17 protein-coding genes are annotated in these 25,100 nt (G+C 68.1%); 9 read left to right on the top strand and 8 right to left on the bottom strand.

Annotation, left to right across the window (positions count from 1 at the left end):
• Positions 1–31: 31 nt before the first annotated feature.
• The 7 genes from murJ to I4J89_RS03780 all read left to right on the top strand — a co-directional run bounded on the left by murJ (position 32) and on the right by I4J89_RS03780 (position 7,806).
• Positions 32–1,786 carry a murein biosynthesis integral membrane protein MurJ gene (murJ, locus tag I4J89_RS03810; RefSeq protein ID WP_196412403.1) on the top strand — a complete coding sequence of 585 codons (1,755 nt, stop codon included), beginning with the start codon at positions 32–34 and terminating at the stop codon, positions 1,784–1,786.
• A gap of 215 nt (positions 1,787–2,001) precedes the next feature.
• Positions 2,002–3,549 (top strand): protein kinase family protein, encoded by a 1,548-nt coding sequence (locus I4J89_RS03805; RefSeq protein ID WP_196412402.1) that lies wholly within the window; start codon positions 2,002–2,004, stop codon positions 3,547–3,549.
• A gap of 51 nt (positions 3,550–3,600) precedes the next feature.
• Complete coding sequence (gene sigM, locus I4J89_RS03800) at positions 3,601–4,299, top strand: RNA polymerase sigma factor SigM (RefSeq protein ID WP_309238173.1); 699 nt, start codon at positions 3,601–3,603, stop codon at positions 4,297–4,299.
• Positions 4,296–5,153 carry an RsmA family anti-sigma factor gene (locus I4J89_RS03795; protein WP_196412401.1) on the top strand — a complete coding sequence of 286 codons (858 nt, stop codon included), beginning with the start codon at positions 4,296–4,298 and terminating at the stop codon, positions 5,151–5,153. The genes sigM and I4J89_RS03795 overlap by 4 nt, the downstream gene beginning before the upstream one ends.
• 122 nt (positions 5,154–5,275) lie before the next feature.
• A complete protein-coding gene (gene trxB, locus I4J89_RS03790) occupies positions 5,276–6,235 on the top strand; it encodes a thioredoxin-disulfide reductase (protein ID WP_196412400.1) in 960 nt (319 codons plus the stop codon).
• Positions 6,236–6,251: 16 nt separating this feature from the next.
• Positions 6,252–6,569, top strand: a complete 318-nt coding sequence (gene trxA / locus I4J89_RS03785) for a thioredoxin (RefSeq protein ID WP_196412399.1) — start codon at positions 6,252–6,254, stop codon at positions 6,567–6,569.
• An 85-nt stretch (positions 6,570–6,654) separates the two neighbouring features.
• A complete protein-coding gene (locus tag I4J89_RS03780; RefSeq protein WP_196412398.1) occupies positions 6,655–7,806 on the top strand; it encodes an N-acetylmuramoyl-L-alanine amidase in 1,152 nt (383 codons plus the stop codon).
• Here I4J89_RS03780 and I4J89_RS03775 read toward each other — a convergent pair.
• Entirely contained in the window at positions 7,803–8,477 is a 675-nt protein-coding gene (locus tag I4J89_RS03775; RefSeq protein ID WP_196412397.1) for a GNAT family N-acetyltransferase, read from the bottom strand. The genes I4J89_RS03780 and I4J89_RS03775 overlap by 4 nt on opposite strands.
• Before the next feature lie 212 nt (positions 8,478–8,689).
• Between I4J89_RS03775 and I4J89_RS03770 the strand changes: the two genes are divergently transcribed.
• Together I4J89_RS03770 and I4J89_RS03765 are read left to right on the top strand one after the other, a co-directional pair.
• Positions 8,690–10,000 (top strand): aminotransferase-like domain-containing protein, encoded by a 1,311-nt coding sequence (locus I4J89_RS03770; RefSeq protein WP_196412396.1) that lies wholly within the window; start codon positions 8,690–8,692, stop codon positions 9,998–10,000.
• 8 nt (positions 10,001–10,008) lie between these two features.
• Complete coding sequence (locus I4J89_RS03765; RefSeq protein ID WP_373688094.1) at positions 10,009–10,974, top strand: D-alanine--D-alanine ligase family protein; 966 nt, start codon at positions 10,009–10,011, stop codon at positions 10,972–10,974.
• A gap of 710 nt (positions 10,975–11,684) precedes the next feature.
• On the opposite strand, the gene I4J89_RS49285 is transcribed toward I4J89_RS03765, so the two are convergent.
• The 7 genes from I4J89_RS49285 to yidC all read right to left on the bottom strand — a co-directional run bounded on the left by I4J89_RS49285 (position 11,685) and on the right by yidC (position 25,099).
• Positions 11,685–12,650 carry a RodZ family helix-turn-helix domain-containing protein gene (locus I4J89_RS49285; RefSeq protein ID WP_373688100.1) on the bottom strand — a complete coding sequence of 322 codons (966 nt, stop codon included), beginning with the start codon at positions 12,648–12,650 and terminating at the stop codon, positions 11,685–11,687.
• Positions 12,651–14,167: 1,517 nt separating this feature from the next.
• The gene (locus I4J89_RS03755) at positions 14,168–14,419 is read right to left on the bottom strand and encodes a hypothetical protein (protein ID WP_196412394.1); all 252 of its coding nucleotides are present in this window, start codon (positions 14,417–14,419) and stop codon (positions 14,168–14,170) included.
• A 4,578-nt stretch (positions 14,420–18,997) separates the two neighbouring features.
• Positions 18,998–20,047 (bottom strand): ParB/RepB/Spo0J family partition protein, encoded by a 1,050-nt coding sequence (locus I4J89_RS03750; RefSeq protein ID WP_196412393.1) that lies wholly within the window; start codon positions 20,045–20,047, stop codon positions 18,998–19,000.
• Positions 20,044–21,183 carry an AAA family ATPase gene (locus I4J89_RS03745; RefSeq protein ID WP_373688099.1) on the bottom strand — a complete coding sequence of 380 codons (1,140 nt, stop codon included), beginning with the start codon at positions 21,181–21,183 and terminating at the stop codon, positions 20,044–20,046. The genes I4J89_RS03750 and I4J89_RS03745 overlap by 4 nt, the downstream gene beginning before the upstream one ends.
• 1,290 nt (positions 21,184–22,473) lie before the next feature.
• Positions 22,474–23,307, bottom strand: coding sequence for a 16S rRNA (guanine(527)-N(7))-methyltransferase RsmG (gene rsmG / locus I4J89_RS03740; protein WP_196412392.1), 834 nt, complete (start codon positions 23,305–23,307; stop codon positions 22,474–22,476).
• Positions 23,308–23,310: 3 nt separating this feature from the next.
• Positions 23,311–23,901: a Jag family protein gene (locus I4J89_RS03735; RefSeq protein ID WP_196412391.1), complete on the bottom strand. Its 591-nt coding sequence runs from the start codon at positions 23,899–23,901 to the stop codon at positions 23,311–23,313.
• A 175-nt stretch (positions 23,902–24,076) separates the two neighbouring features.
• Positions 24,077–25,099: a membrane protein insertase YidC gene (gene yidC, locus I4J89_RS03730; RefSeq protein WP_196412390.1), complete on the bottom strand. Its 1,023-nt coding sequence runs from the start codon at positions 25,097–25,099 to the stop codon at positions 24,077–24,079.
• Between the last annotated feature and the right edge of the window lies 1 nt (position 25,100).

Raw genomic sequence — 25,100 nt, 5'->3', positions numbered from 1 at the left:
GCGAACATCGGCACGCCTGGAGGAGGCTCGGGTGAACGGCGGCCTGTACCGCAGTACCCACGCGGCGCCGGACGGGCAGCCGCCGGCGGAGGACGGGGTCACCGTGGTCTCGGTCGACGCCCAGGGCCCCGGCGGCGACCAGGCACTGCCACCGGAGCGGATCCCGCCCGAGCAGAGCGGCGGGAGCACCACCGGCCAGAGCGCGATCATGGCGGTCGGCAGCCTGGTCAGCCGGGTCATCGGCTTCGTCCGGAACGCGCTGATCGGCATGGCCCTCGGCGCCGGCGTCGGTGACGCGTACACCAGTGCGCAGTTCCTGCCCGGCCAGATCTACGAGCTGCTGCTCGGCGGCATCCTCTCCAGCGTGCTGATCCCGCTGCTGGTGCGCCGTCGTAAGGCGGACGCGGACGGCGGCCAGGAATTCACCCAGAAGCTGCTCACCTTCGCGGCCACCACGCTCGGCATCGCGACCCTGCTGGTGGTGGCGGCGGCTCCGGTGATCACCGCGATCCAGGCCAGCGCCGAGAACACCGAGGCCTACCGGGACCTGGTCACCAGCTTCGCGTACCTGATCCTGCCGATCATCTTCTTCACCGGCGTCTCGGCGCTGATCGGCGCGGTGCTGAACGTGCGCGGGCACTTCGCCGCGCCGATGTGGGCGCCGATCCTCAACAACCTGGTGATCATCGCGACCTGCGGTGTCTTCCTGCTGGTCTTCGGCACCGACAAGAACCTGAGCCCGGAAACCGTCACCGCCGCCCAGATCCTCCTGATCGGCGGCGGAACCCTGCTCGGCATCATCGTGCAGTCGATCGGCCTGCTGCCGGCGCTGCGCAAGGTCGGCTTCCGGTGGAAGTGGCGCTGGGATCCGCGTTCGCTGGGCCTTCGTGAGATCGGCGGGCTGGCCGGCTGGATGCTGCTCTACGTGGCGGCGAACCAGGTCGCCGTCTTCGTCGTGGTCCGCCTGCTCAACGAGGTGGCCGGCAAGGGCAGTGCCAGCGTGCTGGCCTTCAACAACGTCTACCTGCTGACCATGATGGCGCACGGCATCATCGGCGTGTCGGTGATGACCGCACTGCTTCCGAAGATGAGCGCCGCCGCCTCCGAGGGCCGGTACGCCGAGGTCAGCGCCGATCTGAGCCGCGGCATCAAGCTCACCTGCGCGGCGCTGGCCCCGATCGCCGTGGTCTACGCGGTGCTCGGCACGCCGATCGCGGTCGTGCTGTTCCAGGGCGGCAACTACAGCAACGACGCGGCGCTGGACACCGGCACCGTGCTGAGCGTCGCGGCGTTCGCCGTGCTGCCCCTCTCGATCAGCTACCTCTGCACGTACGCCTTCTATTCGTTGCAGGGCAACCGGACGGTCGCGCTGATCAACCTGCCGGTGGTGGCGGTCCGGATCGGGGCGTACTTCCTGCTCGCCGCCGTACTGGACAAGTCGCTCTCGGCGGCCGGCATGACCGCCGCCAACGCCCTGTCGTACCTGGTCTCCGCGCTGATCTCGCTGGCCGTGCTGCGGCGGCGGATCGGCCGGCTGAACCTCGGCACGGTCGCCGTGTCGCTGATCAAGGTGGCCGTCGCCGCCGCGATCGCCGCCGCGCTCGGTTTCCTGGTCCTCAAGCTGCTCCCGGGCACCGGTCAGCCGGACGGCAAGGTCGAGGCGCTGGTGCAGCTGGTCGTCGGCGGCGCGGTGATCGTGATCGCCTATCTGGGCGCGGCACTGGCCCTACGGGTCCAGGAGATCAGCCAAGTGGTCGGGATGGTACGCCGCAAACTCGGGCGCTGACCGGCCGTAACTCACCCCAGATCGGGCAATTCTTGACTGAATCGGGAGAGATTGCCCCGGTTCGTACGCCGGGACACTGTTGCCGCGCCGGGGGGACGACCTGCCAGACCGTGGCTTGATGCGGGTATGGTCGGTGTCGGCATGTGCTCAGGAGCACCTCGTCCTGGGCTGAAGAGGAATGCAGCGCAGAGGTATGCACCACCGAGGGAGGACTGGTGACCCAGGTCGGCGAAGGCCACGAGACCGCGGCCGACGAGGCCGGACCGGTCTTGACCTTCGGTGCCCCCACCGTCGGTGAAATTCTGGCCGAGCGTTACCAACTGGAAGCGCACGTCAACAACGACAGCGCCGGCCGGCAGGTCTGGCGGGGCATCGACGTGGTGCTGCGCCGCCCGGTCGCCGTCGTTCTCCGGCACCCCGGCGGCAGCTCGGCGACCGAGATGTTGCAGGCCGCGGTCGCCGCGAGCCGCGTGATCCACCCCAACCTGGTCGGCGTCTACGACGCGATCGACGAACAGGACCGGGCCTACGTGGTCCGCGAGTGGGTGGACGGTGAGTCGCTGCGCGACATGGTCGGCGCCGAGGGCCCGCTGGACCCGGCCCGGGCGATCGCCATCGCGCACGCCGTGTCCGATGCCCTGACCTCGGTGCACGCCACCGGCATGATCCACGGCAACGTGCATCCCGGCAGCACGCTGATCGCCGACGACGGCCGGGTGGTCCTGGCCGACGCCCGGGCCGACGAGGCGGACAGCGTCGAGTCGGACATCCGCGCGGTCGGCGGCGTCCTCTACTTCGCGCTCACCGGCCACTGGCCGCACGCCGAGGTGGGCGCCTCCGCCCTGCCGGACGCGAACCGGGACAGCGCCGGCAACCCGGCGGCCCCGCGACAGGTCCGGGCCGGTGTCCCGGCGTACCTCGACGATCTCACCATGGACCTGCTGGACGGGCGGGTGGCCGCCCCGGCGGCCGACGCGCTCACCGCCGAGCTGGGCCGGCTCGACGCCGCGGCGGAGGACGAGGAGTTCGAGGACGTCGGTCCGCTGCGGTTCGTGCAGAACCCGTCGGCCGCCACCGACCAGATCCGCAGCACCCCCAAGATTCTCATCGGGGTCGGCGCGCTGGTCGTGATCGCGATCATCGGCCTGGTCTTCGGCATCCGGGCGATCAGCAACTCGACGCAACCGGACACGCAGGCCACCGCCCCGGTGAACGCCGGTGTCGGGCAGGGCGACTCGCAGGACGGGCAGGCTCCGGCGCCGTCCCCGACGAAGATCGCCCTCGAGGCGAGCATGGTCCGCATGGTCGACCCGCCGAAGGGCGAGCGCAAAGACAGCGACCAGGCGAAATTCACCGTCGACGGCAAGGCGGACACCGCCTGGGAGACCTCGCGGTACGAGAACCGGTCGAACTTCGGCAACCTGAAGCCCGGCATGGGCGTCCTGATCAACCTGGGCGCGCCGCGGAACCTCTCCGAGGTCCGGGTCGCCACGTCGACTCCCGGCGCGACGATCGACGTCCGCACCGGCACCAGCGATCCGGGCGACAGCTCCACCGGCGACAAGAAGATCGTCGACACGTACACCCGGCTGGGTGACGAGGAGCCGGAGAAGAAGGCCGGCACCAACTTCGTCTTCTCCGGTTTCAACCCGGACCAGAAGTACCAGTACGTGCTCGTCTTCGTGAGCGACCTGCCCGAGGCGGAGGACGGCCGCGGCGGTTACAAGATCAGCGTCAACGAGATCGAGCTGTACGGATACTGAGAGTCCGGCGAGGCCGCGCGGCGGATCGCCGTCGTGCACTACATTGCTGGCGTGACTTTCCGGGAGGTTTCAGCCGGCGTGGCTGGTGCGGGTGAGACCGCACCGACCGACGCCGAGCTGATCCGTGCCCACGTGGACGGCGACACCGGGGCCTTCGCCGAGCTGGTCCGCCGACATCGGGACCGGCTGTGGGCGGTCGCCTTGCGTACGGTCGGCGACCGCGAGGAGGCCGCCGACGCGGTCCAGGACGCCCTGCTGAACGCACACCGTAACGCCGCCCGGTTCCGCGGCGACTCGGCCGTCACCACCTGGCTGCACCGGATCGTGGTGAACGCCTGCCTGGACCGGATCCGGCGGCGACAGGCCCACCCCACCGTGCCGTTGCCGGACGGGAGCCACTCCGATGATCGGCCGACCGGCCCGGAGCCGGCCGCACCCCTGCCGGATCAGGACACCGTGCTGGTGGTGCGGGACGCGCTGGCCGCCCTGCCGACCGAGCAGCGAGCCGCGATCGTCCTGGTCGACGTGCAGGGATACCCGGTGGCCGAGGCGGCCGAGATGCTCGGCGTGGCGGAGGGCACGGTGAAGAGCCGCTGCGCCCGGGGCCGCGCCCGGATGGCGATCTCTCTCGGCTATCTGCGCGGCGGACCGGGGCAGGCCGGGAACCGTGGCGGCCGCGGGAGCGTCCCATCCGAGTCGGCAGCGGTCGTTCCGCTGCCCAACGGACATGATCGGAGGGATCAGCGGTGACGGGCGCCGAGTTCGAGGGGGTCGACCTCGATCTGCTCGCCGATTACGTCGGCGGCGCCCTGCTCGGCACCCCGGACGAGGAGCGGGTGGCCTCGCTGATCGCCGACGACCCGGCCTGGCACGCGGCGTTCGACGAGCTCGCACCCGCGATGGCGGCGGTCGGCACGACGCTGCTGGACCTGCCTCCGGAGCCGATGCCCGAGGGCCTCGCCGCCCGGCTGGACGCGATGTTCCGCCCGGTGCCCGCGGGGGCTCCCGGGGAGTCCGCTGAACCCGTACCCGCAAAGGTTTTGGATCTTGCCGAGCATCGCCGGCGGCGATGGGCAAGCTGGGCCAAGCCGGTCGCCGTGGCCGCCGGTGTTCTGGCCTTCGCCGGTTTCGGCCTGACCCGGTTCTCCAGCCAGTCAGCCGACGACGCGCAGTCGACCGCCGCCGGAAGCTCCGTCGCGGATGCCGAGGGCGCACCGATGGTGGATACTTCGCTGGCGCAGATACTGCACACCGACACGGATTACGGCCGGGCCTCACTGGGCATGCCCGGCGCGGCGGAAGCCGGAAGTCCGCACGTCTTCACCGACCCCGCCGCACCCGGCGAGGAGAACGCCGCCGGCAAGAGCGCTCTGTCCCCGCTGTTCGCCTCGAACGTGCTGCTGGACTGCCTCGACATGATCGCTCGGGAGAACGCCGGCGGCCCGTTGTCGGTGGCACTGGTCGACTACGCGCGCTTCGAGGGTGCCCCGGCACTGATCGTCCAGTTCACCGCCGCCAACGGCGGATGGACCTGGGCCGTCGGCCCGGACTGCGGCACGCGCGGGGCGGGCGCCGCAGCCCTGCACAAAGTGCCGGTACGCTGACCGAACCCCGGCGTGAGGTCCGACACGGGCCGGTCCGGGGAATGGTGAATACCTAGCTTGACGTTCTAGCGTGCAGTGTCGCCGACCTATCCGTGCGGCGAAGACAGACTGAGGAGTCGGCAGTGGACGAAGTCCGCAATCTGATCATCATCGGTTCCGGACCGTCCGGTTACACGGCGGCGTTGTACGCGGCCCGCGCGAACCTGAAGCCCCTGGTGATCGAGGGCGTCCAGTCCGGCGGTGCGCTGATGACCACCACCGAGGTGGAGAACTTCCCGGGTCACCGGGACGGGATCATGGGTCCCGAGCTGATGGACAACATGCGCGCCCAGGCGGAGCGGTTCGGCGCCGAGTTCCTGACCGACGACGTCACCCGGGTGGAGCTGACTGACAAGCCGACCGAGGCCGGCACCGAGGGCCTCAAGACGGTGTGGGTGGGTGAGCAGGAGTTCTTCGCCCGCGCCGTGATCCTGGCGACCGGTTCGGCGTGGCGCCCGATCGGTGTGCCCGGCGAGCAGGAGCTGCTCGGCCACGGTGTCTCCTCGTGTGCCACCTGTGACGGGTTCTTCTTCCGCAACCAGCACATCGTGGTGGTCGGCGGCGGCGACTCGGCGATGGAGGAGGCGACGTTCCTCACCCGCTTCGCCGAGACCGTGACGATCGTGCACCGGCGGGACTCGTTCCGGGCCAGCAAGGTCATGCAGAAGCGGGCCCTCGACAACCCGAAGATCAAGATCGAGTGGAACTCGGTGGTCGAGGAGATCCTCGGCGACGACGGCAAGGTCGTCGGTGTCCGCCTGCGCAACGTGCAGACCGACGAGACCAAGGTCCTCGACGTGACCGGCGTGTTCGTGGCGATCGGCCACGACCCGCGCAGCGAGCTCTTCAAGGGCCAGGTCGAGCTGGACGACGAGGGCTATGTGAAGGTGCAGCACCCCAGCACCCGGACCAACCTCTCCGGCGTGTTCGCCGCGGGTGACCTGGTCGACCACACGTACCGGCAGGCCATCACCGCGTCCGGCACCGGCTGTGCCGCCGCGCTGGACGCCGAGCGCTTCATCGCTTCATTCGTAGAGCTGTAAGACCGGGAGGGTCCTCGTGAAGGTCGTCACCGACAAGACGTTCGCCGTCGACGTGCTGGAATCCGACAAACCAGTGCTGGTCGATTTCTGGGCCGAGTGGTGTGTGCCGTGTAAGAAGGTCGACCCGCTGCTCGCCGAGATCGCCGACTCCGAGCTGGGTTCGCAGGTGGAGATCGTCAAAGTCAACATTGACGAGAACCCGCAGACTGCGCTCGCCTACCAAGTGATGTCGGTGCCCACCCTGGCCATCTTCAAGGGTGGCGAGCGGGTCAACTCGGTGGCCGGCGCCAAGCCGAAGAGCTTCCTGGTGAACTTCATCGAATCGGCTCTCTGACCTCCAGGTGTACGCCCCGCGCCCTTTTGGGGTGCGGGGCGTACGCTCGTCAAGGTCGTCCTTTCTCGCCCCTAGGGAGTCCTGAGTGCGGTCCATCCGACGCGGAGACACCGGTCCAGCCGTTTCCGAGATCCGGTCGATCCTGGTCGGCCTGGAGCTGCTGGGCGAGGCCGAGCCGGACGTCTTCGACGAGGCCGTGGAGACCGCGGTCCGCGCCTTCCAGCAGGACCGGGGGCTCGGGGTGGACGGCATGGTCGGCGACGAGACCTGGGGCGCTCTGGACGCGGCCCGCTGGCGGCTCGGCTCGCGGACCTTGTTCCACTCGGTGCCGGACGCGCTTGTCGGCGAGGACGTGCGGACGCTCCAGGAGCGTCTGCTGGAGATGGGTTACGACACCGGCCGCCCGGACGCCATCTACGGCGCCCGGACCGCTCGTGCGGTCGCGCAGTTCCAGCGCGAGGTCGGTCTGGCACCTGACGGCTCGTGCGGCCCACTGACCATGAAGGCACTGCGCCGGCTGGGCCGCAAGGTGGTCGGCGGCCGCCCGCAGTGGCTGCGCGAGGCCGAGGCGTTCCGCCAGTCCGGGCCGAACCTGGTCGGCAAGACCATCGTGATCGACCCGGGTCACGGCGGCGGTGACGACACCGGCGTCGTGGTGCCCGACGGCCCGCTGCGGTGGAACGAGGCGGACCTGGTCTTCGACCTGGCCGCCCGGCTGGAGGGCCGGCTCGCCGCGGCCGGGATGCGGGTCCACCTGACCCGGGGCCCGTCGCCGGCCGCACCGATGAGCGGCGGCGAGCGGGCCGCGCTGGCCAACAGTCTCGGTGCCGACCTGCTGATCTCACTGCACCTGGACGGGCACTCCTCGGCGTCGGCGGAGGGCGTGGCGACCTACCACTACGGCACCGGGAACGGGTTGAGTTCCACGGTCGGCGAACGGCTGGCCAACCTGGTGCAGCGCGAGATCGTCGTGCGGACCGGGATGCACGACTGCCGCATCCACGCGAAGACCTGGGACCTGCTGCGGCTCACCCGGATGCCGACGGTACGGGTGGACCTGGGTTACCTGACGTCGCCGGTCGACCGGGGACGGCTGATCGACCCGATGTTCCGCGAGCAGATCGTCGAGGCGATCCTGGCCGCGGTGCAGCGGATGTACTTCCCGGTCGAGCGGGACGTGCCGACCGGCTCGATCGACGTCCGGCAGCTGCGGATGGCGCTGGCCGACCGCGCCTAGTTCTCCACCGACCGGGTGGCGGTCACCGGGCGGACCGGACGCAGCAGGGTCTCCGGGCTCATCGAGCCGAGGAGCTTCTCCAGCGCGTACTCGACGTCGGACTTCCAGGACAGGGCGGTCCGCAACTCCAGCCGCAGCCGCGGGTAACGCGGGTGCGGGCGGATCGTCTTGAAGCCGACCGACAGGAAGAAGTCGACCGGGGCGACACAGGTGCCCGCCCGCTCGTCATCGTCGTCGCGCTCGCCGGCCTTGGCGTCACCGAACGCCTCGATCGCCTTGATGCCGCGCTTGGTGAGGTCCCGCGCCACGCCTTGGACCAGCATCCGGCCCAGGCCGCCACCGACGAAAGCCGGAACGACCTTGGCCGTGGTCAGCAGGGCGGCGTCCGCGCTCACCGGGGACGTCGGGAAGGCCATCGACCGGGGGACGTAGGCGGGTGGCGCATACATGACAAACCCGGCCGGCATCCCGTCCACGTAGGCCAGCTTGCCGCAGGAACCCCACTCGAGAAGGGTCTGCGAGACCCAGGCCTCTTTCTCCAGGCCGGGGTCGCCGGTGGCACAGGCGCGCTCGGCGGAGACCGGATCGAGCTCCCAGTAGACGCACTGACGGCAGGGCCGGGGCAAATCCTCGAGGGTGTCGAGGGTGAGATTGACCAGGCGTCGCGACATGCCGGACCCCTTGCTCAGGACACGAATCGAACACGTATCGAAGCACGGTCGCCTCCACGTGCTCCGCCGCGCCCCCGCCGAATCCTACGTCGGAATCGCCATGAACGGGAGCAGGTCGGGCAACAGCCGAATGGGACGACCGGACTCGGTCGTGCTTTTCCCGTCTAGGATCGATGGCGTCTCGACCGACGATTCAGCGAGGTGAGAGCCGCATGACCGGCACGACCCAGGACGACTACACCGATCGGTACGCGCGACGTGTTCGCGGGATGACCACTTCAGAGATCCGAGCCCTGTTCGCCGTGGCGAGCCGCCCCGAGGTGGTCTCCCTGGCCGGCGGCTCGCCGTACATCGCCGCGTTACCGCTGGACGCGGTGGGTGAGATGCTCAACCGTCTGGCCACCGACCAGGGCGCCGTAAGCCTGCAGTACGGCATCGGCCAGGGCACCATCGACCTGCGGGAGCGCATCTGCGAGGTGATGACCCTCTCCGGCATCAACAACGCCTCGCCGGACGACGTGGTCGTCACCGTGGGTGGACAGCAGGCCATCGACCTGCTCGCCCGGCTGTTCCTGGACCCGGGTGACGTGGTGCTCGCCGAGGGGCCGACCTACGTCGGCGCACTCGGCGTGTTCCAGGCCGCCCAGGCACAGGTGCGGCACGTGGCAATGGACGACGAGGGCCTGATCCCGGCAGCCCTCGAGGAAGCCATCGCGGCGTGCGCACGGGCCGGGCGCCAGGCCAAGTTCCTGTACACCATCCCCACCTTCCAGAACCCGGCCGGCGTCACCCTCTCCGAGGAGCGGCGCGAGCAGATCCTGGACATCTGCGAGCGGGCCGGGCTGCTGGTGATCGAGGACGATCCGTACGGGATGCTCTCCTTCTCCGGCGACGCCCCGCTGCCGCTGCGGGCCCGGCGGCGCGACGGTGTGTTCTACGTCAGCACGTTCTCCAAGACCTTCGCGCCGGGCCTGCGGGTCGGCTGGATCCTCGCGCCGCACGCCGTGCGGGAGAAGCTGGTCATGATGAGCGAGGCCAACGTGCTCTGCCCCAGCGCGTTTGCGCAGGGCGCGGTCACCCAGTACCTGACGACGATGCCGTGGCGCGAGCAGATCAAGGTCTACCGGGAGATCTACCGGGAACGCCGGGACACGCTGCTCTCCGCCCTGCACGACCTGATGCCGGCCGGCACCACCTGGACCCGCCCGGCCGGTGGCCTGTTCGTCTGGGCCACCCTGCCCGAAGGCCTCGACTCGAAGGCGATGATGCCGCGGGCGATCGCCGCACGCGTCGCCTACGTGCCCGGAACGGGCTTCTACGCGGACGGGACCGGCCGGAGCAACATCCGGCTCAACTTCTCGTTCTCGGCCCCGGAGCGGCTTCGTGAGGGCGTGCGGCGCCTCTCCGGTGTCATGGAGCAGGAGTTGGCGATGCGCGCGGTCTTCGGCGGCTCCGCCGCCATTCATGCCCACCGCCGTCGTGGTCCGGCCGCTGCCGACGCTCCCGGCCCCGACTTGGCATGATCACACCCATGGGTACGCGTGACGACATTCGAGTTCTGGTGCTCGCCGGTGGGCTGTCCTACGAGCGGGACGTGTCCTTGCGATCCGGCCGCCGGGCGCTGGACGCGTTGCGCTCGGCCGGCCTGACCACCGAGCAGCACGACGCGGACGTCTCCCTCCTGCCGGCGCTCCAGGCCGACCCGCCGGACGCCGTGGTGATCGCGCTGCACGGCGCCACCGGGGAGGACGGCTCACTCCGCGGTGTGCTCGACCTGTGCGGGATTCCGTACGTGGGGGCGGACGCGCGTACCGCCCGGCTGGCCTGGGACAAGCCGTCGGCCAAGTCGATGCTGCGCGAAGCCGGCATCCCTACGCCCGACTGGGTGGCACTGCCCCATGACCGGTTTTCCGAGCTGGGCGCGGTGGCGGTGCTGGACCGGATCGTAGACCGGCTCGGGCTGCCGCTCATGGTGAAGCCCGCACAGGGTGGGTCCGGATTGGGCGCCGCGGTGGTCCGGGACGCGGCGGATCTGCCGGCTGCGATGGTGGGCTGCTTCGCGTACGACTCGACCGCGCTGGTGGAGCAGTACGTCACGGGCACCAATGTGGCGGTCTCGATCATCGATCTGGGCACCGGTCCGCAGGCCCTGCCGATCGTCGAGATCGTTCCGCGCGACGGGGTGTACGACTATGCCGCCCGGTACACGGCTGGTCTTACGACGTGGCACGTGCCGGCTCGCCTTGATCCCGCGATCGCCGCTCGGGTTTCGGAGACGGCGTTGGCGGCCTACAAGGCTCTGGGTCTACGGGATCTGTCCCGCATTGACGTGATCGTCGGTGCGGGTGGGGAGCCGCAGGTGCTGGGGTGCAACGTGTCGCCCGGGTTGACTGAGACGTCGTTGCTGCCGCTGGCGGTTCAGGCGGCTGGGGTGGATCTGGGGGCGATGTTGAGCGCGTTGGTTGAGCGGGCGGTGGCCCGTAGTAAGGCTGGCTGACGGATTCACTGATACGCCATGTCCGCCCGCATCCCTTAGTCAGCACCACAGGAAGGCCCGGTGAGCGCCGGGCCTTCCTGTTTTTGCTGACGCCTGTTTGACCCCTCTGCTTTGAATCCTCCGCGCGGCCTTTGTCCGGGGTGCTTTGAGTGGTCCGGACACCGGTACTTTTTGACCTGCCTGTGACGGCACCTTGGGGCGGCATTTGCATGATCTTGCGTCGCGTTCCGGGCGGCTATTTCATGGCGCCGCAGACTCAATACGACCCGGCAGCAGACGACAGCGCAGTCCTCGGCTTTACCGGCATACACGTCTCTGAAACGCCCGTCTATGAGCCTCTCTGGCCCGGCACCCAAACCCTCTGGAGCCCGGGTCCCGAGCCTTTGAAGGCCTCGCCCGCGAGCCTCTGAGTGCCCGGCATATCAACCTCTGAAGCCCTCGGACACGCGAGCCTTTGAAGGCCTCGCCCACGAGCCTCTGAGTGCCCCTGGCATATCAACCCCGGAAGCCCCTCGGGCACGCGAGCCTTGAAGGGCCTGGCACGCGAGCCTTTGAAGACCCGGCACGCGGGCGCCTGAAGGCCCGGCACGCGAGCCTCTGGGGCTGTCCGGTGCCGATTTCCATTGGCCGCGAGTTGAATGCGGATGTGCGGCAAGCCATCCGCCGGCTTGAATCCGATTGTCAGGCGGTCTCTGGAAGCGTCCGCAGGTTCAGAGCGACCCGGGCAGTGTTGATTGGACGGGCGCCTGTCCGGAGTTCGCCGGGTTGCCTGGGTCCGGGGCGGGGGCTTCTGGGAACCGGCGTTCGGAGCGGTACTGCGATTCCGGATCAGCCGCTGGGGACACCTCGGTGCCCAAGTCCGACCTGTGGTCGCTTGCCGCGGATTTTGCGCCAGAAGGGCGTACCCCTCCTTGGTCCTCGGTTGTTGGTGCCTCGGGGGATGCGGCGGTGGGCGACGGCTGTTGCGCGATCGGCTGCTCGGCCGTGTCTGGGTTTTCGGGGTTTTCGGTCGGAGGCGCCTTGGCGGCTTCGACGTCGCCCAGGGTCGCGGGCCGGCGGCTGTCGTCCGGCTCGGTGTCCACAGTCGTCGCCGTCGGCACGCTGAACGTCGAGGGCGACTCCCACTGGATGTGGGCGGGCTCAGCGTTCGCCTTGCCGCCGAAGTCGGCGAGCCAGGCGGCGACGAGCGCCAGATTTTCCCGCCACTGCGCCTCTGGGATGACCGGGAGGATGTCGTCCCAGAGCGAGAGGAACGTGCCGCGCAGCTGAAGCCGGCCATAGGGCCGGGCAAGGAACCACATGTGCAGGTGGGCGGAGCCGTCACCCCATCGGTTGACGTGTACCCGAGCGACACCGTCCAGGGAGCGGATCGCACGCTCCAGCCGAACCGTCATGACACCGAGCTCGGCGGCCAGAAGGTTGGGCAGGTCCCCCAGGTCGAGGTGCGAACGGCACTCCAGAATCAAGACCATCGGCAGGCCGGTCGGGCGGTCCATCGCTCGCACCCGCCAGCGTTCGCTGACCCAGATGTACGCGTCATCAGGCGTTCCGCAGGCCACACAGTCGGTGGCATCCTCGCCGCTGCGGGGCGGCTCGACATCCACCGGAGCGGCGAGCTTCTTGACCCGCATGTCGCCCTCGAAGGGGAACGACGGCCAGCGGGTGAAGTCAGGCATGGGGGCGGTGTTCTCTGACACGACGTGACCTTAGCCCAGGTCAGGAGGGGCTGTCCTGGGTCAATTTCGCACGACTGAGGGACGGACTTTCAGCCTGGCTGAGCGCCGCCCGCATGTTGACGGTGATAAGCGTCCCAGTCTCCCGATATCCACCCCAAAGTTATCCACAGAAGTTATCCACAGGCTCGCCGGTTTCACGTGAAACTCGACGTAGAACGCTTGCACGCCCTGTGGATAGCGCGGTGGACGAGTGCAGGGGCATCGGTCGCGTTTCACGTGAAACGGTGGGTGGGTGGGGGTCTACATGCGGAACGCACAGGGTGTGGATAGTGGTGTCGGCGCATACCTGGGGTGAGGTCGTTGGCGCCGGTGTGGTTCGGGGGGCGGGCATCGTTCTTGCCGATGCTTCGATGCCTTGGGCGCGTAGCGGGGGTCGGGACGGGCACCCTCATGAATTGCCGTTGATCGACCGTCATGCGGGGTGAGCGGTGGTGGTCGTGCTATGCGAGGCTGCGGCATCTCGCCTTGGGAACTGTCGGCATCCGATCAGCGTGGGATGGCCGGCCGCCTTGTCCATCGAAGCAACTGAGCCAGCAATTTCTGCGTTACGCCAGAGCGGGATGGTTGGTCGTGCCGCCGTGTCCGTCGTGCCGCCGTATCCCTCGTACCGCCGTCCGGCGTGCTGGCGCTCCCGTGCCGCGCTGGGGCGCTGGGGCGCTGGGGCGCTGGGGCGCTGGGGCGCTGGGGCGCTGGGGCGCTGGGGCGCTGGGGCGCTGGGGCGCTGGGGCGCTGGGGCGCTGGGGCGCTGGGGCGCTGGGGCGATCGTCGCGTTGGGCTGTCGCGGTCCCGCCCGCATCTGCTGGCCGACACCGACCGCCACCGAGACGGTGAGCACGTTCCCGGCGACTGAACCGGTAGACACGGAGACTATGCCGTGGGACTGCGAGCCATGTGTCTGAGCTCGCGCGGCACCCGGGACTGACATCCAGGCGCATGGTTTCAAGCCGAACATGGCGCTCGCTACAGCAGCGGCGGGAACACCGCATGCCTGTCGAGGCGCGCCCCCCGGTTCGCGTTACGCCAAGCGAGCTCCACCGTCCCCCTTTGGGGTAAAGCTCAAGGCCTTCCCGGAGACGCCGCCCATAACGCACCTCTAGGCGGCTATCCATCCCGCTTGATGGCGTCAACGTTCTCGTTTCACGTGAAACGCAAGACAATCCCGTTACCCACAACAGCGAGCGACAAGGCGAGTCCGCCTTGGGTTGACTCCGCCGTTGCCGAGGCGAGCTCTAGCCAAAATGTCGACCTCCCCTGGAGGCGGTCACTCAGGTGGTCGTCCTCCACGGACGCGAGTGCTAGTCGGCGACCCCTCAGCCGATCTCCATTTCAATGGGGCGGCTCGGCCGCTTCAAGCCCATCTCCCCTTCCCCGCCTTTACTTCCGATCCCTACATCCCTGCCGTTGGACCCACTCCGCCGAACAAGCTTTTCTTCCAGCCAAGTGAAGGCAGCGTCGATCTAACGGTGAACCCTGACGGTCTGCTCTCCGCGCACCGCCAGCCGCGGTCGGTCCTCCGCCCGCGCTGGCTCCGCCCAGCCGCCCAGCCGCCCAGCCGCCCAGCCGCCCAGCCGCCCAGCCGCCCAGCCGCCCAGCCGCCCAGCCGCCCAGCCGCCCAGCCGCCCAGCCGCCCAGCCGCCCAGCCGCCCAGCCGCCCAGCCGCCCAGCCGCCCAGCCGCCCAGCCGCCCAGCCGCGGGATTGTGATGCCCAAGGCCGCCAGAGGATGGGCTGCGGCACCTCCACCAACCAACGCTCGTTTCACGTGAAACGAGTAGTGACACAAGTTACGCTTCCGCCAACTCTGCTGAGCAGGGATGGCGGCTTCGGAACCTGAGGCCCTTGCCTCGACCGAGAAATCGAAGACCTTCTTTACATGCGAGAGCCAGAGATGAGCGCAAGCGGGACACCGATATCGGCGGGGTCGGGCTTGTATCCGGGCATGAACGTCGGTGAGTCAGACGGCCGGGGTGTCGTCGGTTAGACGTACCACCAGCAATCCCTATCGCGCTCAAACTCGGCCCCCACCGCGCTACCGCCGCACGAAGCCCCCGTCTGTAACGGGACCACCGTGGCCAACCCCGGAACCCTCTCGGCCGGTTGTGCATCACGGCCCCTACGGCAACGGTGCGGCGGCGGCCAACGAGGCGTGATGTGTCGTCGGCTATCTGGCTGTCGACGTAGCGACCTGCGTCGCGGAGAGCGCGACTGAATACAGTCGCATCAGCACGGCCGACCGCGGATCGACATCCGTGCCCTCGCACCCGTCGAATCCTGTTGGCCTACGCCCGCCGCCTGCCGAGGACCCGTCGACGCTCATTCTCAGCACCAACGCATCACCCGGCTGGCGGCTGGCTCGCGTCGAACGTCGCGCTCCAGCCGCACCACCTGATCGGTGCCCGGGACGCCCAGAGCGAGCCAAGCCTCTCAGAGCCCTCCGGACGTCGGAAAGGCGCCAAGCAGCCTCACGTGATATCTATGCACTCGCCCGCTACAAGAGGTCGCCTGCTGAAGCTCAATGGGACCTTGGACAGACGATCGCAGAGCGGTGCAGACAACGCAGGCGGTTGCCACGGTCCCTAAACAACACGGCTGCGGAACGCCGTAACCAACGAACACTCCAGTCACGTAGCACCGCAGCCAACGCCCGCGTGATCGCGGAGCGCCGTACCAACGCACGCGTTCCTCTCACCCCAACTTCCAGGGCGGCACGTGTCGCGAAGGCCCCATTACTGGCCAGATCCTCAGCAGCACGGACTGAACCGCTCTGACTTCCCCGCCTACGTCGCCATGGCCACCGGATTGATTTCCTCGTCGTCCGACCTTTGTCGTTGCTCCGGGGACAACGGGCTTCCACCCTGTAATCGCATCACTGGCCGCGACCTAGAGGCGCTGCATCAACGCCTCCATTCGGAAGGCACTAGAACGGTTGACCGAAGCGACCAGCACGATCGGGACTTACCCGCTATTGAAGCTGTCCCGGCCAGCCATGCCGCCGCGCTGCGTCGGTGAGCCCGCTTCAAAACGCCAGCACTTCGGCCTGCCTCCGACGACCCCCCGACTGTTGATCCCCGTTCTTCTTCCGGGCCACAGCGAGCAGGCAAACGTCGAAGCTGCCGGGTCCCCCGAGCGCCGTCCTCGTTCACCGTGCGGCCGTCTCCGTAGCGCAGCCGCCACCGCGGACACCGCCTCCGCCTTACCGTGCCCCGCCGTCTCCGCATGCGCAGCCGCCCACCGCGGACACCGTCCCCGCCTCGTCCTACCCGCCGTCTCCACAAGGGCAGCCGCCACCGCGGACACCATCCCGTTCACTTTGCCGGCCGTCTCCGCTGGCGCCGCAGTCGCCGTCTGACGCCCGATCGCCGCCATGGCGCCGCATGCCGCCGCGAGCTGTAACCGGGCTGCGGCCGACCGGCACGAGCAACGTTGCTGAGTCACGATCGCTTGGTACAGCGGGTCTCACCTCGGATGCAGCGCTATCGGCATGTCATCCTCGACGCACCGCCAGAGCAACAAAATCACACAGCTGGGCTGTATGTGGGCAATCGCCGACTGCGGTGAGGCCGGCTCCCGATGTCCGGAATAACCCGGCCATAGGCTGGCTGCGCCGCCTGACGGTGACCCGCCCAGCTGACACAGACGATGCGGAGGCGCACGACCATCCGCAGCGCGGAAGGTCGCGAATCTGCAGGCGGAATCCGTCGGGCCGCAGCCACACCAGCCCACTCAGCCACTAGCTAGTTGACCGAATGTCCCTGTCCGCCACGCCATCAGGCCGGTGAACACTTTGCGCCTACAGACCAGCGCGCAATCTTTGACTCCCGCCACCCCAAGGCCGGTCCTAACCAGACGCACCCCTCGATCGGCTAGATCGTCCGCTTCGCCGAAGCTCCGTTCGACCTTCAATGTTTCACGTGAAACCAACCAGCCCTGCGGCAGCGTTCGGAACCCTCGGCCGAGCTTTACGGCAGCGAAGTCAGTGCGGTGCCAGCCGCGCCTCACGCCAGGCGGAAGTCCACACACTCAGCATTCTCGAGATGGCCGGCCTATCAAGAACCGCAGCGCCGCACAGTCGCTCGCACGGAGAACGCAACATGGGTCGTCAGGCGACGCTGGCTCCTAACTGAGGCATACGTCCACGGTGCAATCCGCAAGGCGTTCTGTACGCCGCCTACGGCCTCGGGACTACAACGGATAGGCCACGGTCACGACGGCCTCCTTTAGCAATGAACCATGGACGAAGCGGTCGACGCCGCAGCATGGCAAGGCTCTGGAGACGCCCCCGCTTCAGGGATCGCTACAAGCTCATCGCGATTCGATGTTTCACGTAAACCAGCGCCGAGGCCCGTCCGTTTCCCGGCACGTCGAGCATTCGAGCGGACCGGCAAGGTATTAGTCGTCGCGCGGTGGGCGGCTTTGAGTGTTGACTCGTCTGACGGCGGAGGACTGAAAGGCGCTGGAGCCCGGCAGCCGCGTCAGCTCATGCCCGGTGGTCGCTACTCGGCATCGACCATGCAGGCCATCGGAACGACACGTGCCAGACCCCACCGCCCACAGTCGTATGACAGGCCTGTTCGGTATTAGCTGTCAGCAAGGTCAGGCGAGGTGAGTATGGGCAGGCAAGATCAGTAAGGCCGGCGAGGGAGATAGCAGCGAATCCCAATCCACGCGGGTTTCTCGGACGTCACTTCATGGGCCAGGTAGACCCACAGAAGGTAGCGATAGGCCAGGATCGTGTTGCATGGATTCCGGGCAGGCGAGCACGTAGGTCACAGGATTCAGCCAACTGCTGGCGATAAGGCGCGAGCGACCCCCGGTCGTGGGCGGTGGACCCGACTCAAGGCTCTCCGCCCACCGCGCACCGCGCACCGCCCACCACGCACCACGCACCACGCACCACGCACCACGCACCACGCACCACGCACCGCGCACCACGCACCACGCACCGGCATCACTACGCGGATACCGGTCGAGGGCCAAAGCTAGGTGCGGCAGCGTCGCCGTCCTGAGTCCATGACTTCGAAACATCAACTAAAAGACGGCCCGGCTGTACAAGAGGCAGACCATCGGTATTGCCGCCCACCGGTCGCTCACCAAGAGCCTCGCTCGGCGGCCGGCCAACGCGGCCGGCTGACGGTGCCTTGAGCCGCTTACTGGAAGGCCGCAACGGTCGAAGGGCGCCCTGGTGTTCGACCTCCAAGATCGAACACATGGGCCTACCGAAACCTGCGACCGCCACGACAACGCATCTCCCGATGCGGGGCGGTCAGCTGCAGAATGCGCAGCGGCTAGTGCGGCCGCACCCCCATGACGGCCGTGCCAAAGTAGGCGGCTCGATCCGGAGAACGAAGGTGCGAGCGCCCATCCATATTCAGGTTGGTCGCCATGGCGGATCAAGGACGGAGAGCGACGGAGCTTCTGCCCGGCAAACATGCCACCGGCTCACACAGTAGAGCTGATGGCTGCGGCGTCCGAGCCCCGAGCCCCGAGCCCCGAGCCCCGAGCCCCGAGCCCCGAGCCCCGAGCCCCGAGCCCCGAGCCCCGAGCCCCGAGCCCCGAGCCCCGAGCAATTTTGAGAAGCCTCAACCGAACGGTCCCGATCGATCAGCCTGGTCCGCTCGAGGGCCCAAACCACTGCGCCGTCAGATGGCCCGCGTCCGTCGAAACGGACCATGCAAGGAACCTCACCGAAATCCGCGATGGCTCCTCGCCGGTCCAGGCGGTCATCGGCCAACCCCTTCCAGAACACCACCACCACGCAAACCAGAACCACTCGACGTCATCATGATCAACAGGCCGCTCGCCGCTCGGGTTGGGCCAGGCCCGGAGAACACCCCAATCCATGAGACACCAAGGGGTTCCAAGGAGTTCCACGGCAGACAGTCAGCCACGAGCATCCACGGCATCCGGCCGATCATGGCCGAACTCGGAACGGCGCCGAATCGCCTGAGCCTGACGAGCCGCACAAGGGCAACCGCTCTCTGAGCGCCGGGGCATGGACCTTCGCCCGTCGGGCCGGCGCCGTCTTCTTCACCGGCCCGTCCGCGATCGCCAAGGCAACGGAGCCGAGACATCCACTCACGACATGAAAAGGGGTTCACCGCAGTTCTGTCAGAACGATTCTCCTGGGATTTCGGCCTCGCCCATCGCCGACCAGATGCGCATTTAAAATGCGAGAACAGTTAACCTTTGTCCGTTTCGGCATCCACCAGGACGAACCCATGCCCTAACCGGCTCCACAGACGAAGAAAGGCGCGTGAAAACATCCACGCGCCTTCGCAAGCCCTAAACCTCACTCCCCGGCTTCGCCACCCCGAGAAGCGCCTTCCTCTTCCACACCGATCATCCCGACGATCCGCTCCAAATCATCCACGGTCGCGAATTCGATCGTGATCTTCCCCTTGTTCCGACCGATGTCGACCTTGACCCGAGTATCGAACCGATCCGACAACCGCTCCGCAAGATCGTTCAGCGCTGGGGCATGGACCTTCGCCCGCCGGGCCGGCGCTGTCTTCTTCACCGGTCCGTCCGCGATCGCCAGAGCAACGATCTCCTCGGTCGCGCGAACGGACAGCCCTTCCGCCACAATCCGCTTCGCCAGATCGTCCTGGGCCTGACTGTCATCAAGCCCAAGGAGCGCACGCGCGTGCCCAGCCGAGAGCACCCCGGCCGCAACCCGCCGCTGCACCGGCGCAGGCAAATTCATCAGCCGGATCGTGTTGGAGATCTGCGGCCGGCTCCGCCCGATCCGCCGGGCGAGTTCCTCGTGCGTAGCCCCGAACTCCTCCAGCAGCTGCTGATACGCAGCCGCCTCTTCAAGGGGGTTGAGGTTCGCGCGGTGAATGTTCTCGAGCAACGCATCGCGCAGCATCGCATCGTCCGGAGTATCCCGAACGATTGCGGGGATCGTCTCTTTGCCGACGGCCTGCGCGGCACGCCAACGGCGTTCACCCATGACCAGCTCGTACCGGCCGTCGCCCATGTCACGCACGACGATCGGCTGGAGGAAGCCCACCTCCTGGATGGAGGTCTTGAGCTCCTCCAGCGCTTCCTCATCAAAGACGTGCCGAGGCTGCTTGGCATTCGGCTCGATCGCTGCGACGGGCAACTCAGCAAATCGAGCACCCGGTACCGGCGCCAGCTCGTTTTCGGCCGGCGCCGCAGGTGCGGGAACCGGTGGGGCGGGAACGGCAACCGCAGTGGTCACTGGCGACGACGGCAGGGTCGAAACGGCCGCCGGCTCGGGAACCGACTCAACGGGTGCTGCTGGCTCAGCGGCGGGCGCCGTGGGGATCAATGCGCCCAAGCCGCGGCCCAAGCCACCCCGCGGACGGTTCTTCATGCCGTGCCTCCCGTGTTGACCCCACGCATCGCGATCTCCAGGGCTGCCTCGAAATAGCTGGTGGCACCCCGTGATCCCGGATCGTAGGTCATCACCGACTGGCCGTAGCTAGGAGCCTCCGAGACCCGCACGTTTCGGGGAATGACGGCGTTGAGAACCTTGGTTCCGAAGTGGTTCCGTACGTCCTGCTCCACCGCATCCGCAAGGCGCGTCCGGCGGTCGTACATGGTCAGGAGAATCGTCGAGACGTCCAGCGTCGGGTTCAGGTGCTGGCGTACCAGATTGATGTTGTTGATCAGCTGGTTGAGTCCCTCCAGCGCGTAGTACTCGCACTGAATGGGGATCAGCACCTCCTGCGCAGCGCAGAGCGCGTTGACCGTCAACAGGCCCAGCGACGGCGGGCAGTCGATGAAGACGTAGTCGAACTTCTCCGGGTGCCCCGCGATCGCCCGAGCCAACCGAGACTCGCGGGCGACGACGGAGACCAGCTCAATCTCCGCACCCGCCAGGTCGATCGTGGCCGGCACGCAGTAGAGGTTCGGGATGCCCTCCACCGGCTGAGCCACCTCGGCGAGCGGCACATTGTCGATAAGACAGTCGTAGACATCCGGCACGCCTGCGTGGTGTGGCACGTTGAGGCCGGTCGAGGCGTTGCCCTGCGGGTCCAGGTCGACCACCAGCACGCGGTTACCGTGGAGCGCCAGCGCGACCGCCAGGTTCACCGTGGTGGTCGTCTTGCCGACGCCACCCTTTTGGTTGGCGACGCAAATCACCCGCGGGTGGTCCGGGCGCGGCATGATGATCTCACCGCTCGGGTTCAGGATCTGCACAGCTCGCAACGCTTCCATGGCGAGGGGCGGATCGTCCTCATCCGGGCTCGGCGTTTCACGTGAAACATGCTCGTCGGGCTGAGTGGAAGGCATCCCAGACGCCGGCGCGGCCGAAATCGGACTCGTCGGCGACGAGGCGGAAGCCGTAGGGACGGGTGGCGCAGAGCTGGGAGCGGGCGCACGCAGATCATCGGCAGCCTGCTGCGGCTGTGGGGCTCCGTAGCCGAACCGCGGTGGCGACCCGTATCCGCCGGCCCGAGGCTGCGGAACGTTTTGCTCGCCAGCGTGCAGTCCGCCCACGCTCATTCCCGACGGCCTGTCGAGAGGCGACTCGGTTTCACGTGAAACACCGTACTCATGCACCGCTTTATCCCTGTTGGCTAGGAACGGGTCGGCCGGCAAGACGTGCGTTCCGGCGGAAGAGATCCGGTCCACACTATCGACGCCCAGCCAGCCTACGGGCGTCGGGCATGCGCCGCCATGGTCCTCTGTCCGATGAGTCGCGCGCAACGCCGCGTCGCCCCCACCAAACGTCCTCATGAACACCATGAAGCCCGGAACATGCCGCAACCAACCCCCAAACCCAGGATCAAAACCATTCTCCGTACGCCTACCGTCCGCACTCGGTCGCGCCGACTTCTCCTCGCCGTCAGCAGGGCTGGAGGCGGTTTCCACAAGCCCGCCAATTGCCCGCCGCCCGGTAGTCCCACCACGGAACGCCGATCGCCCACCGAACCCCGACAGGCGATCCTCCACGGCCACAGGCCACGACAACGTAGAAGGCTCCACCCCGTCACCACCGCGCCAGGCCACTACACCGGCCGGCCAAGGCAACGACTGCAGGCAGCGATACGCCAACTCCGGAACTCCATGAAGCCGAGGCGCGGACTCATCCGCGCCTCGCACCGACCGCAGGGGTCGACCAGGAGCCGGACTCAACGGCATGAGGACCGGCCCACAGCTCCGCTGCAACGCCTCACCCGCCGGCAACAAAGCCCACGACACCGCGTCAGACCTCAACATCGCCACACGGTCGACAAGCTCCACTGGGAGCATCGGACCACTAGTCGGACTCAGATCCGACACGAGCTCCGCCAGCAAGCCGATGCCCGGGAAGACGCCAGGCGGAGGCGTCGACAGAGAACTAGCAGCAGCCGCCATCCTGGGTGCAGAAGCCGTCAGCGAACCACTCGCCGACGACAGCCCAGGCGCAGACGCCAGCGGGACCACATCCGCAGAAGCCGGCGGGGGCGCCGGGTCGGGCAGAAGACCCGCAGACACAGCCTCCACATCCAACCCGAGCTCTACCAACCCAAACGGCGAGGACCGCGATGAGGTGCCGGGCGAGGATCCAGGCGGAGAGCCAGATCGAGAGCCAAGCGAGGCGCTGGGCAAGGCGCTGGGCAAGGCGCCGGGCGGCGAGCCAGGCAAGGCGCCGGGCGGCGAGCCAGGCAAGGCGCCGGGCGGCGAGCCAGGCAAGGAGCCGGGCGGCGAGCCAAGCGAGGAGCCAGACGGCGAGCCAGGCAAGGGCAATCCAGACGACGAGGCGGGATACGACTTCCGCCCGCCCCGCCTACGCCCGCCCCGCCTGCCCATCTATCCCCTCCGTGGTCTCCGTCTCCCATCAGCCCGACGAGCCTCACCCCGAGCCTCACCAGCTCGACGAGCCGCCCCACCACCCGACCGCCCACGCCCAGGAACGACCTCCCGCTCCTTGACGATCTCCACCACAGTCGCCGGCGGCTCGATCAACCCCACTCCGCAGAGGCGCACAACCGCCTCACCCCCGCCAAGCTCACTCACCGCCCGCCCATGAGCAGCGATCTCCTCCGCAGCCGAAGCCCCCTTGAGGGCAAGCAGCCGTCCCCCGGTACGCGCCAACGGCAGGCACCACCCAGCCAGCTTGTCGAGCGCCGCCACCGCCCGAGCCGTGACCACATCAGCCCCCGGCAGGGAGTCAACGACCTCTTCAGCCCGACCGCGTACGACCGTGACGTTCCCGTCCAGGCCGAGGACGCTGACCGCCTCCTCAAGGAACACGGTCCGCCGGGCCAGCGGCTCAACCAGCGTGACGACAAGATCCGGCCGAGCCACTGCCAGCACGATACCGGGCAAACCCGCGCCAGACCCCACGTCAACCACCGAAGCGCCGAAAGGGATTATCTCCGACATAACACCACAGTTGACCAAGTGTCGCTCCCAGAGCCGAGGGGTCTCCCGCGGCCCGATGAGCCCACGGACGACACCCTCGGTCCCGAGCAACTCCGCGTACCGGCCGGCCAGCGATAGGCGCTCCTTGAAGACCTCAGCGGCGGCAACAGCGATCTCGGCCGGCGGAGACGTGAGTTCAGAATCCAGCGGGAAAGACGACGGCCCGGGCGATTCGACGCCCGGGCCGAGGTCCCCCGCGCCGTAGCGTGGGTTCGTCATTGATCAGTCCGCCACACGCACCACGATGCGCCGGCTGGGCTCCACGCCCTCGGACTCGCTCTGCACGCCCGGGATCGCGTTCACCACGTCGTGCACGCACTTGCGCTCGAACGCCGACATCGGCTCCAGGCGCACCGGGTCGCCGTGCTCCTTGACCTTCTCCACCGCGTTACGGGCGACCGCGGCGAGCTCCTTGCGGCGCGACGCCCGGTAGCCGCCGATGTCGAGCAGCAGCCGGCTCGGCGAGCCGGTGGCCCGGAAGATGGCGAGACGGGTGAGCTCCTGAAGGGCCTCGAGCGTGGCGCCGCGCTGACCGACGAGCGGCTGCAGCCGGCCGCCGACCACCTCGACCATCGGCCGGCCGGCCGAGACCAGCTCGTCGATGTCGCCGTCGTAGTCGAGGATGTCCAGCAGACCCTCGACGTAGTCCGCCGCGATCTCGCTCTGGCGGAACAGGTCGCCGTCCGAGGCGACGCTCTCCGACTTCTTGGCCTCAGCCGAGGCCGAGTCGGTCGAGCCGGAGGCAGAGGCGGCAGCCGCCTCGTCGACCTCTGCTGACGACTCGGCGGAAGGGGGAGTGCTGGTGTCGGTCACGGTCTCATCTCCGTTGTCACTCGGGCCGGACCGAAGTCGGTCCGCTGTTTCCCGCGCCGCGAGGTGCGTACTCGATGGCGCGGGGAGGTCTGAAGCAAGAGGTGCGCTCGGGCCATCCGTCTGCCTTTAGTCCGATCATGGGCGGAGGGTGGGCGGTCGGATGGCCGAGCCGCGATCATCTCTTGGGTTTGTTCGCCGGTCGGGTGGCCTTCTTCGGATTCACCGGTTTGGCGCCGGGCTTGGGTGCGAGCGCCTTGGTGTCGACGACGGGGCTGACCGGCTCGGGAGCCGACTTCTTGCCGAACAGGCCGCCGGTCCGGGCGGGCTGAACGGGGTTGTTGATGCCACGCCCACCGGAGGTGGCCGGGCGCGCCGAGGACGACGTCTTGGCGCCGGCCATCTGCACGGGCGGGAACTTGCGCAGCACCCACTGCTGCTGGGCCAGCGTGAACAGGTTGTTGGTGACCCAGTAGATGACCACACCGATCGGGAAGAGCGCACCGGAGATCAGCAGCGAGAACGGGATGCCGTAGAGCATCAACCGCTGGATCATCTTCTGCTGCGGGTCCTCGGCCCAGCCGGTCTTGAGGATCATCTGGCGGCTGGTGAGGAACGTCGTCGCCATCATGATCAGGACCAGGATGCCGGCGAGGACCTTCACGGTGGTGCCGTTCGCACCCAGGGCGGCCAGCTCGGCGGTGGACGAACCGAACTTCGCACTGATGGGCGCGTTGAACAGGTGCGCGTCGGCCGCGCTGTTGAACTGCTCCAGCGACCAGCCGTACAGCTGCTTGTACTTGTCGCTGATCGACGGGTCCAGGTGCTGCAGCACGTGGAAGAGGCCGAAGAAGACCGGGATCTGCAGGAACATCGGAAGGCAACCCATCAGCGGGTTCGCCTTCTCCGTCCGGTACAGCTCCATCATTTCCTTCTGGAGCGTCTCCCGGTCACCCTTGTGCTTCTCCTGGAGCGCCTTGACCTTCGGCTGCAGCGCCTGCATGGCTCGCTGGCTCTTGATCTGCTTGACGAAGACCGGGAAGAGGATGACGCGCAGCGTCACCACCAGGAACAGGATGCCCAGGATCCAGGCCCAGTTCGTACCCAGCACGCGACCATCCGGTACGCCGATCGCGTCCCACAGGGCATGCCAGCGCAGGAGGATCCACGAAATGGCGTAGTAGATCCAGTCGAGACTCAAT

It is taken from the genome of Actinoplanes aureus, assembly GCF_015704865.1.
Classification (GTDB): Bacteria; Actinomycetota; Actinomycetes; order Mycobacteriales; family Micromonosporaceae; genus Actinoplanes; species Actinoplanes aureus.
This window is presented reverse-complemented; position numbering and strand designations above follow the sequence as displayed.

Bases quoted from the DNA above. Each gene is read 5' to 3' on its own strand.
- I4J89_RS03775 (WP_196412397.1), bottom strand. From the start codon at position 8,477: ATGTCGCGACGCCTGGTCAATCTCACCCTCGACACCCTCGAGGATTTG.
- I4J89_RS03770 (WP_196412396.1), top strand. From the start codon at position 8,690: ATGACCGGCACGACCCAGGACGACTACACCGATCGGTACGCGCGACGT.
- I4J89_RS03765 (WP_373688094.1), top strand. From the start codon at position 10,009: ATGGGTACGCGTGACGACATTCGAGTTCTGGTGCTCGCCGGTGGGCTG.
- I4J89_RS49285 (WP_373688100.1), bottom strand. From the start codon at position 12,650: ATGCCTGACTTCACCCGCTGGCCGTCGTTCCCCTTCGAGGGCGACATG.
- I4J89_RS03750 (WP_196412393.1), bottom strand. From the start codon at position 20,047: ATGAAGAACCGTCCGCGGGGTGGCTTGGGCCGCGGCTTGGGCGCATTG.
- I4J89_RS03745 (WP_373688099.1), bottom strand. From the start codon at position 21,183: ATGAGCGTGGGCGGACTGCACGCTGGCGAGCAAAACGTTCCGCAGCCT.
- rsmG (WP_196412392.1), bottom strand. From the start codon at position 23,307: ATGACGAACCCACGCTACGGCGCGGGGGACCTCGGCCCGGGCGTCGAA.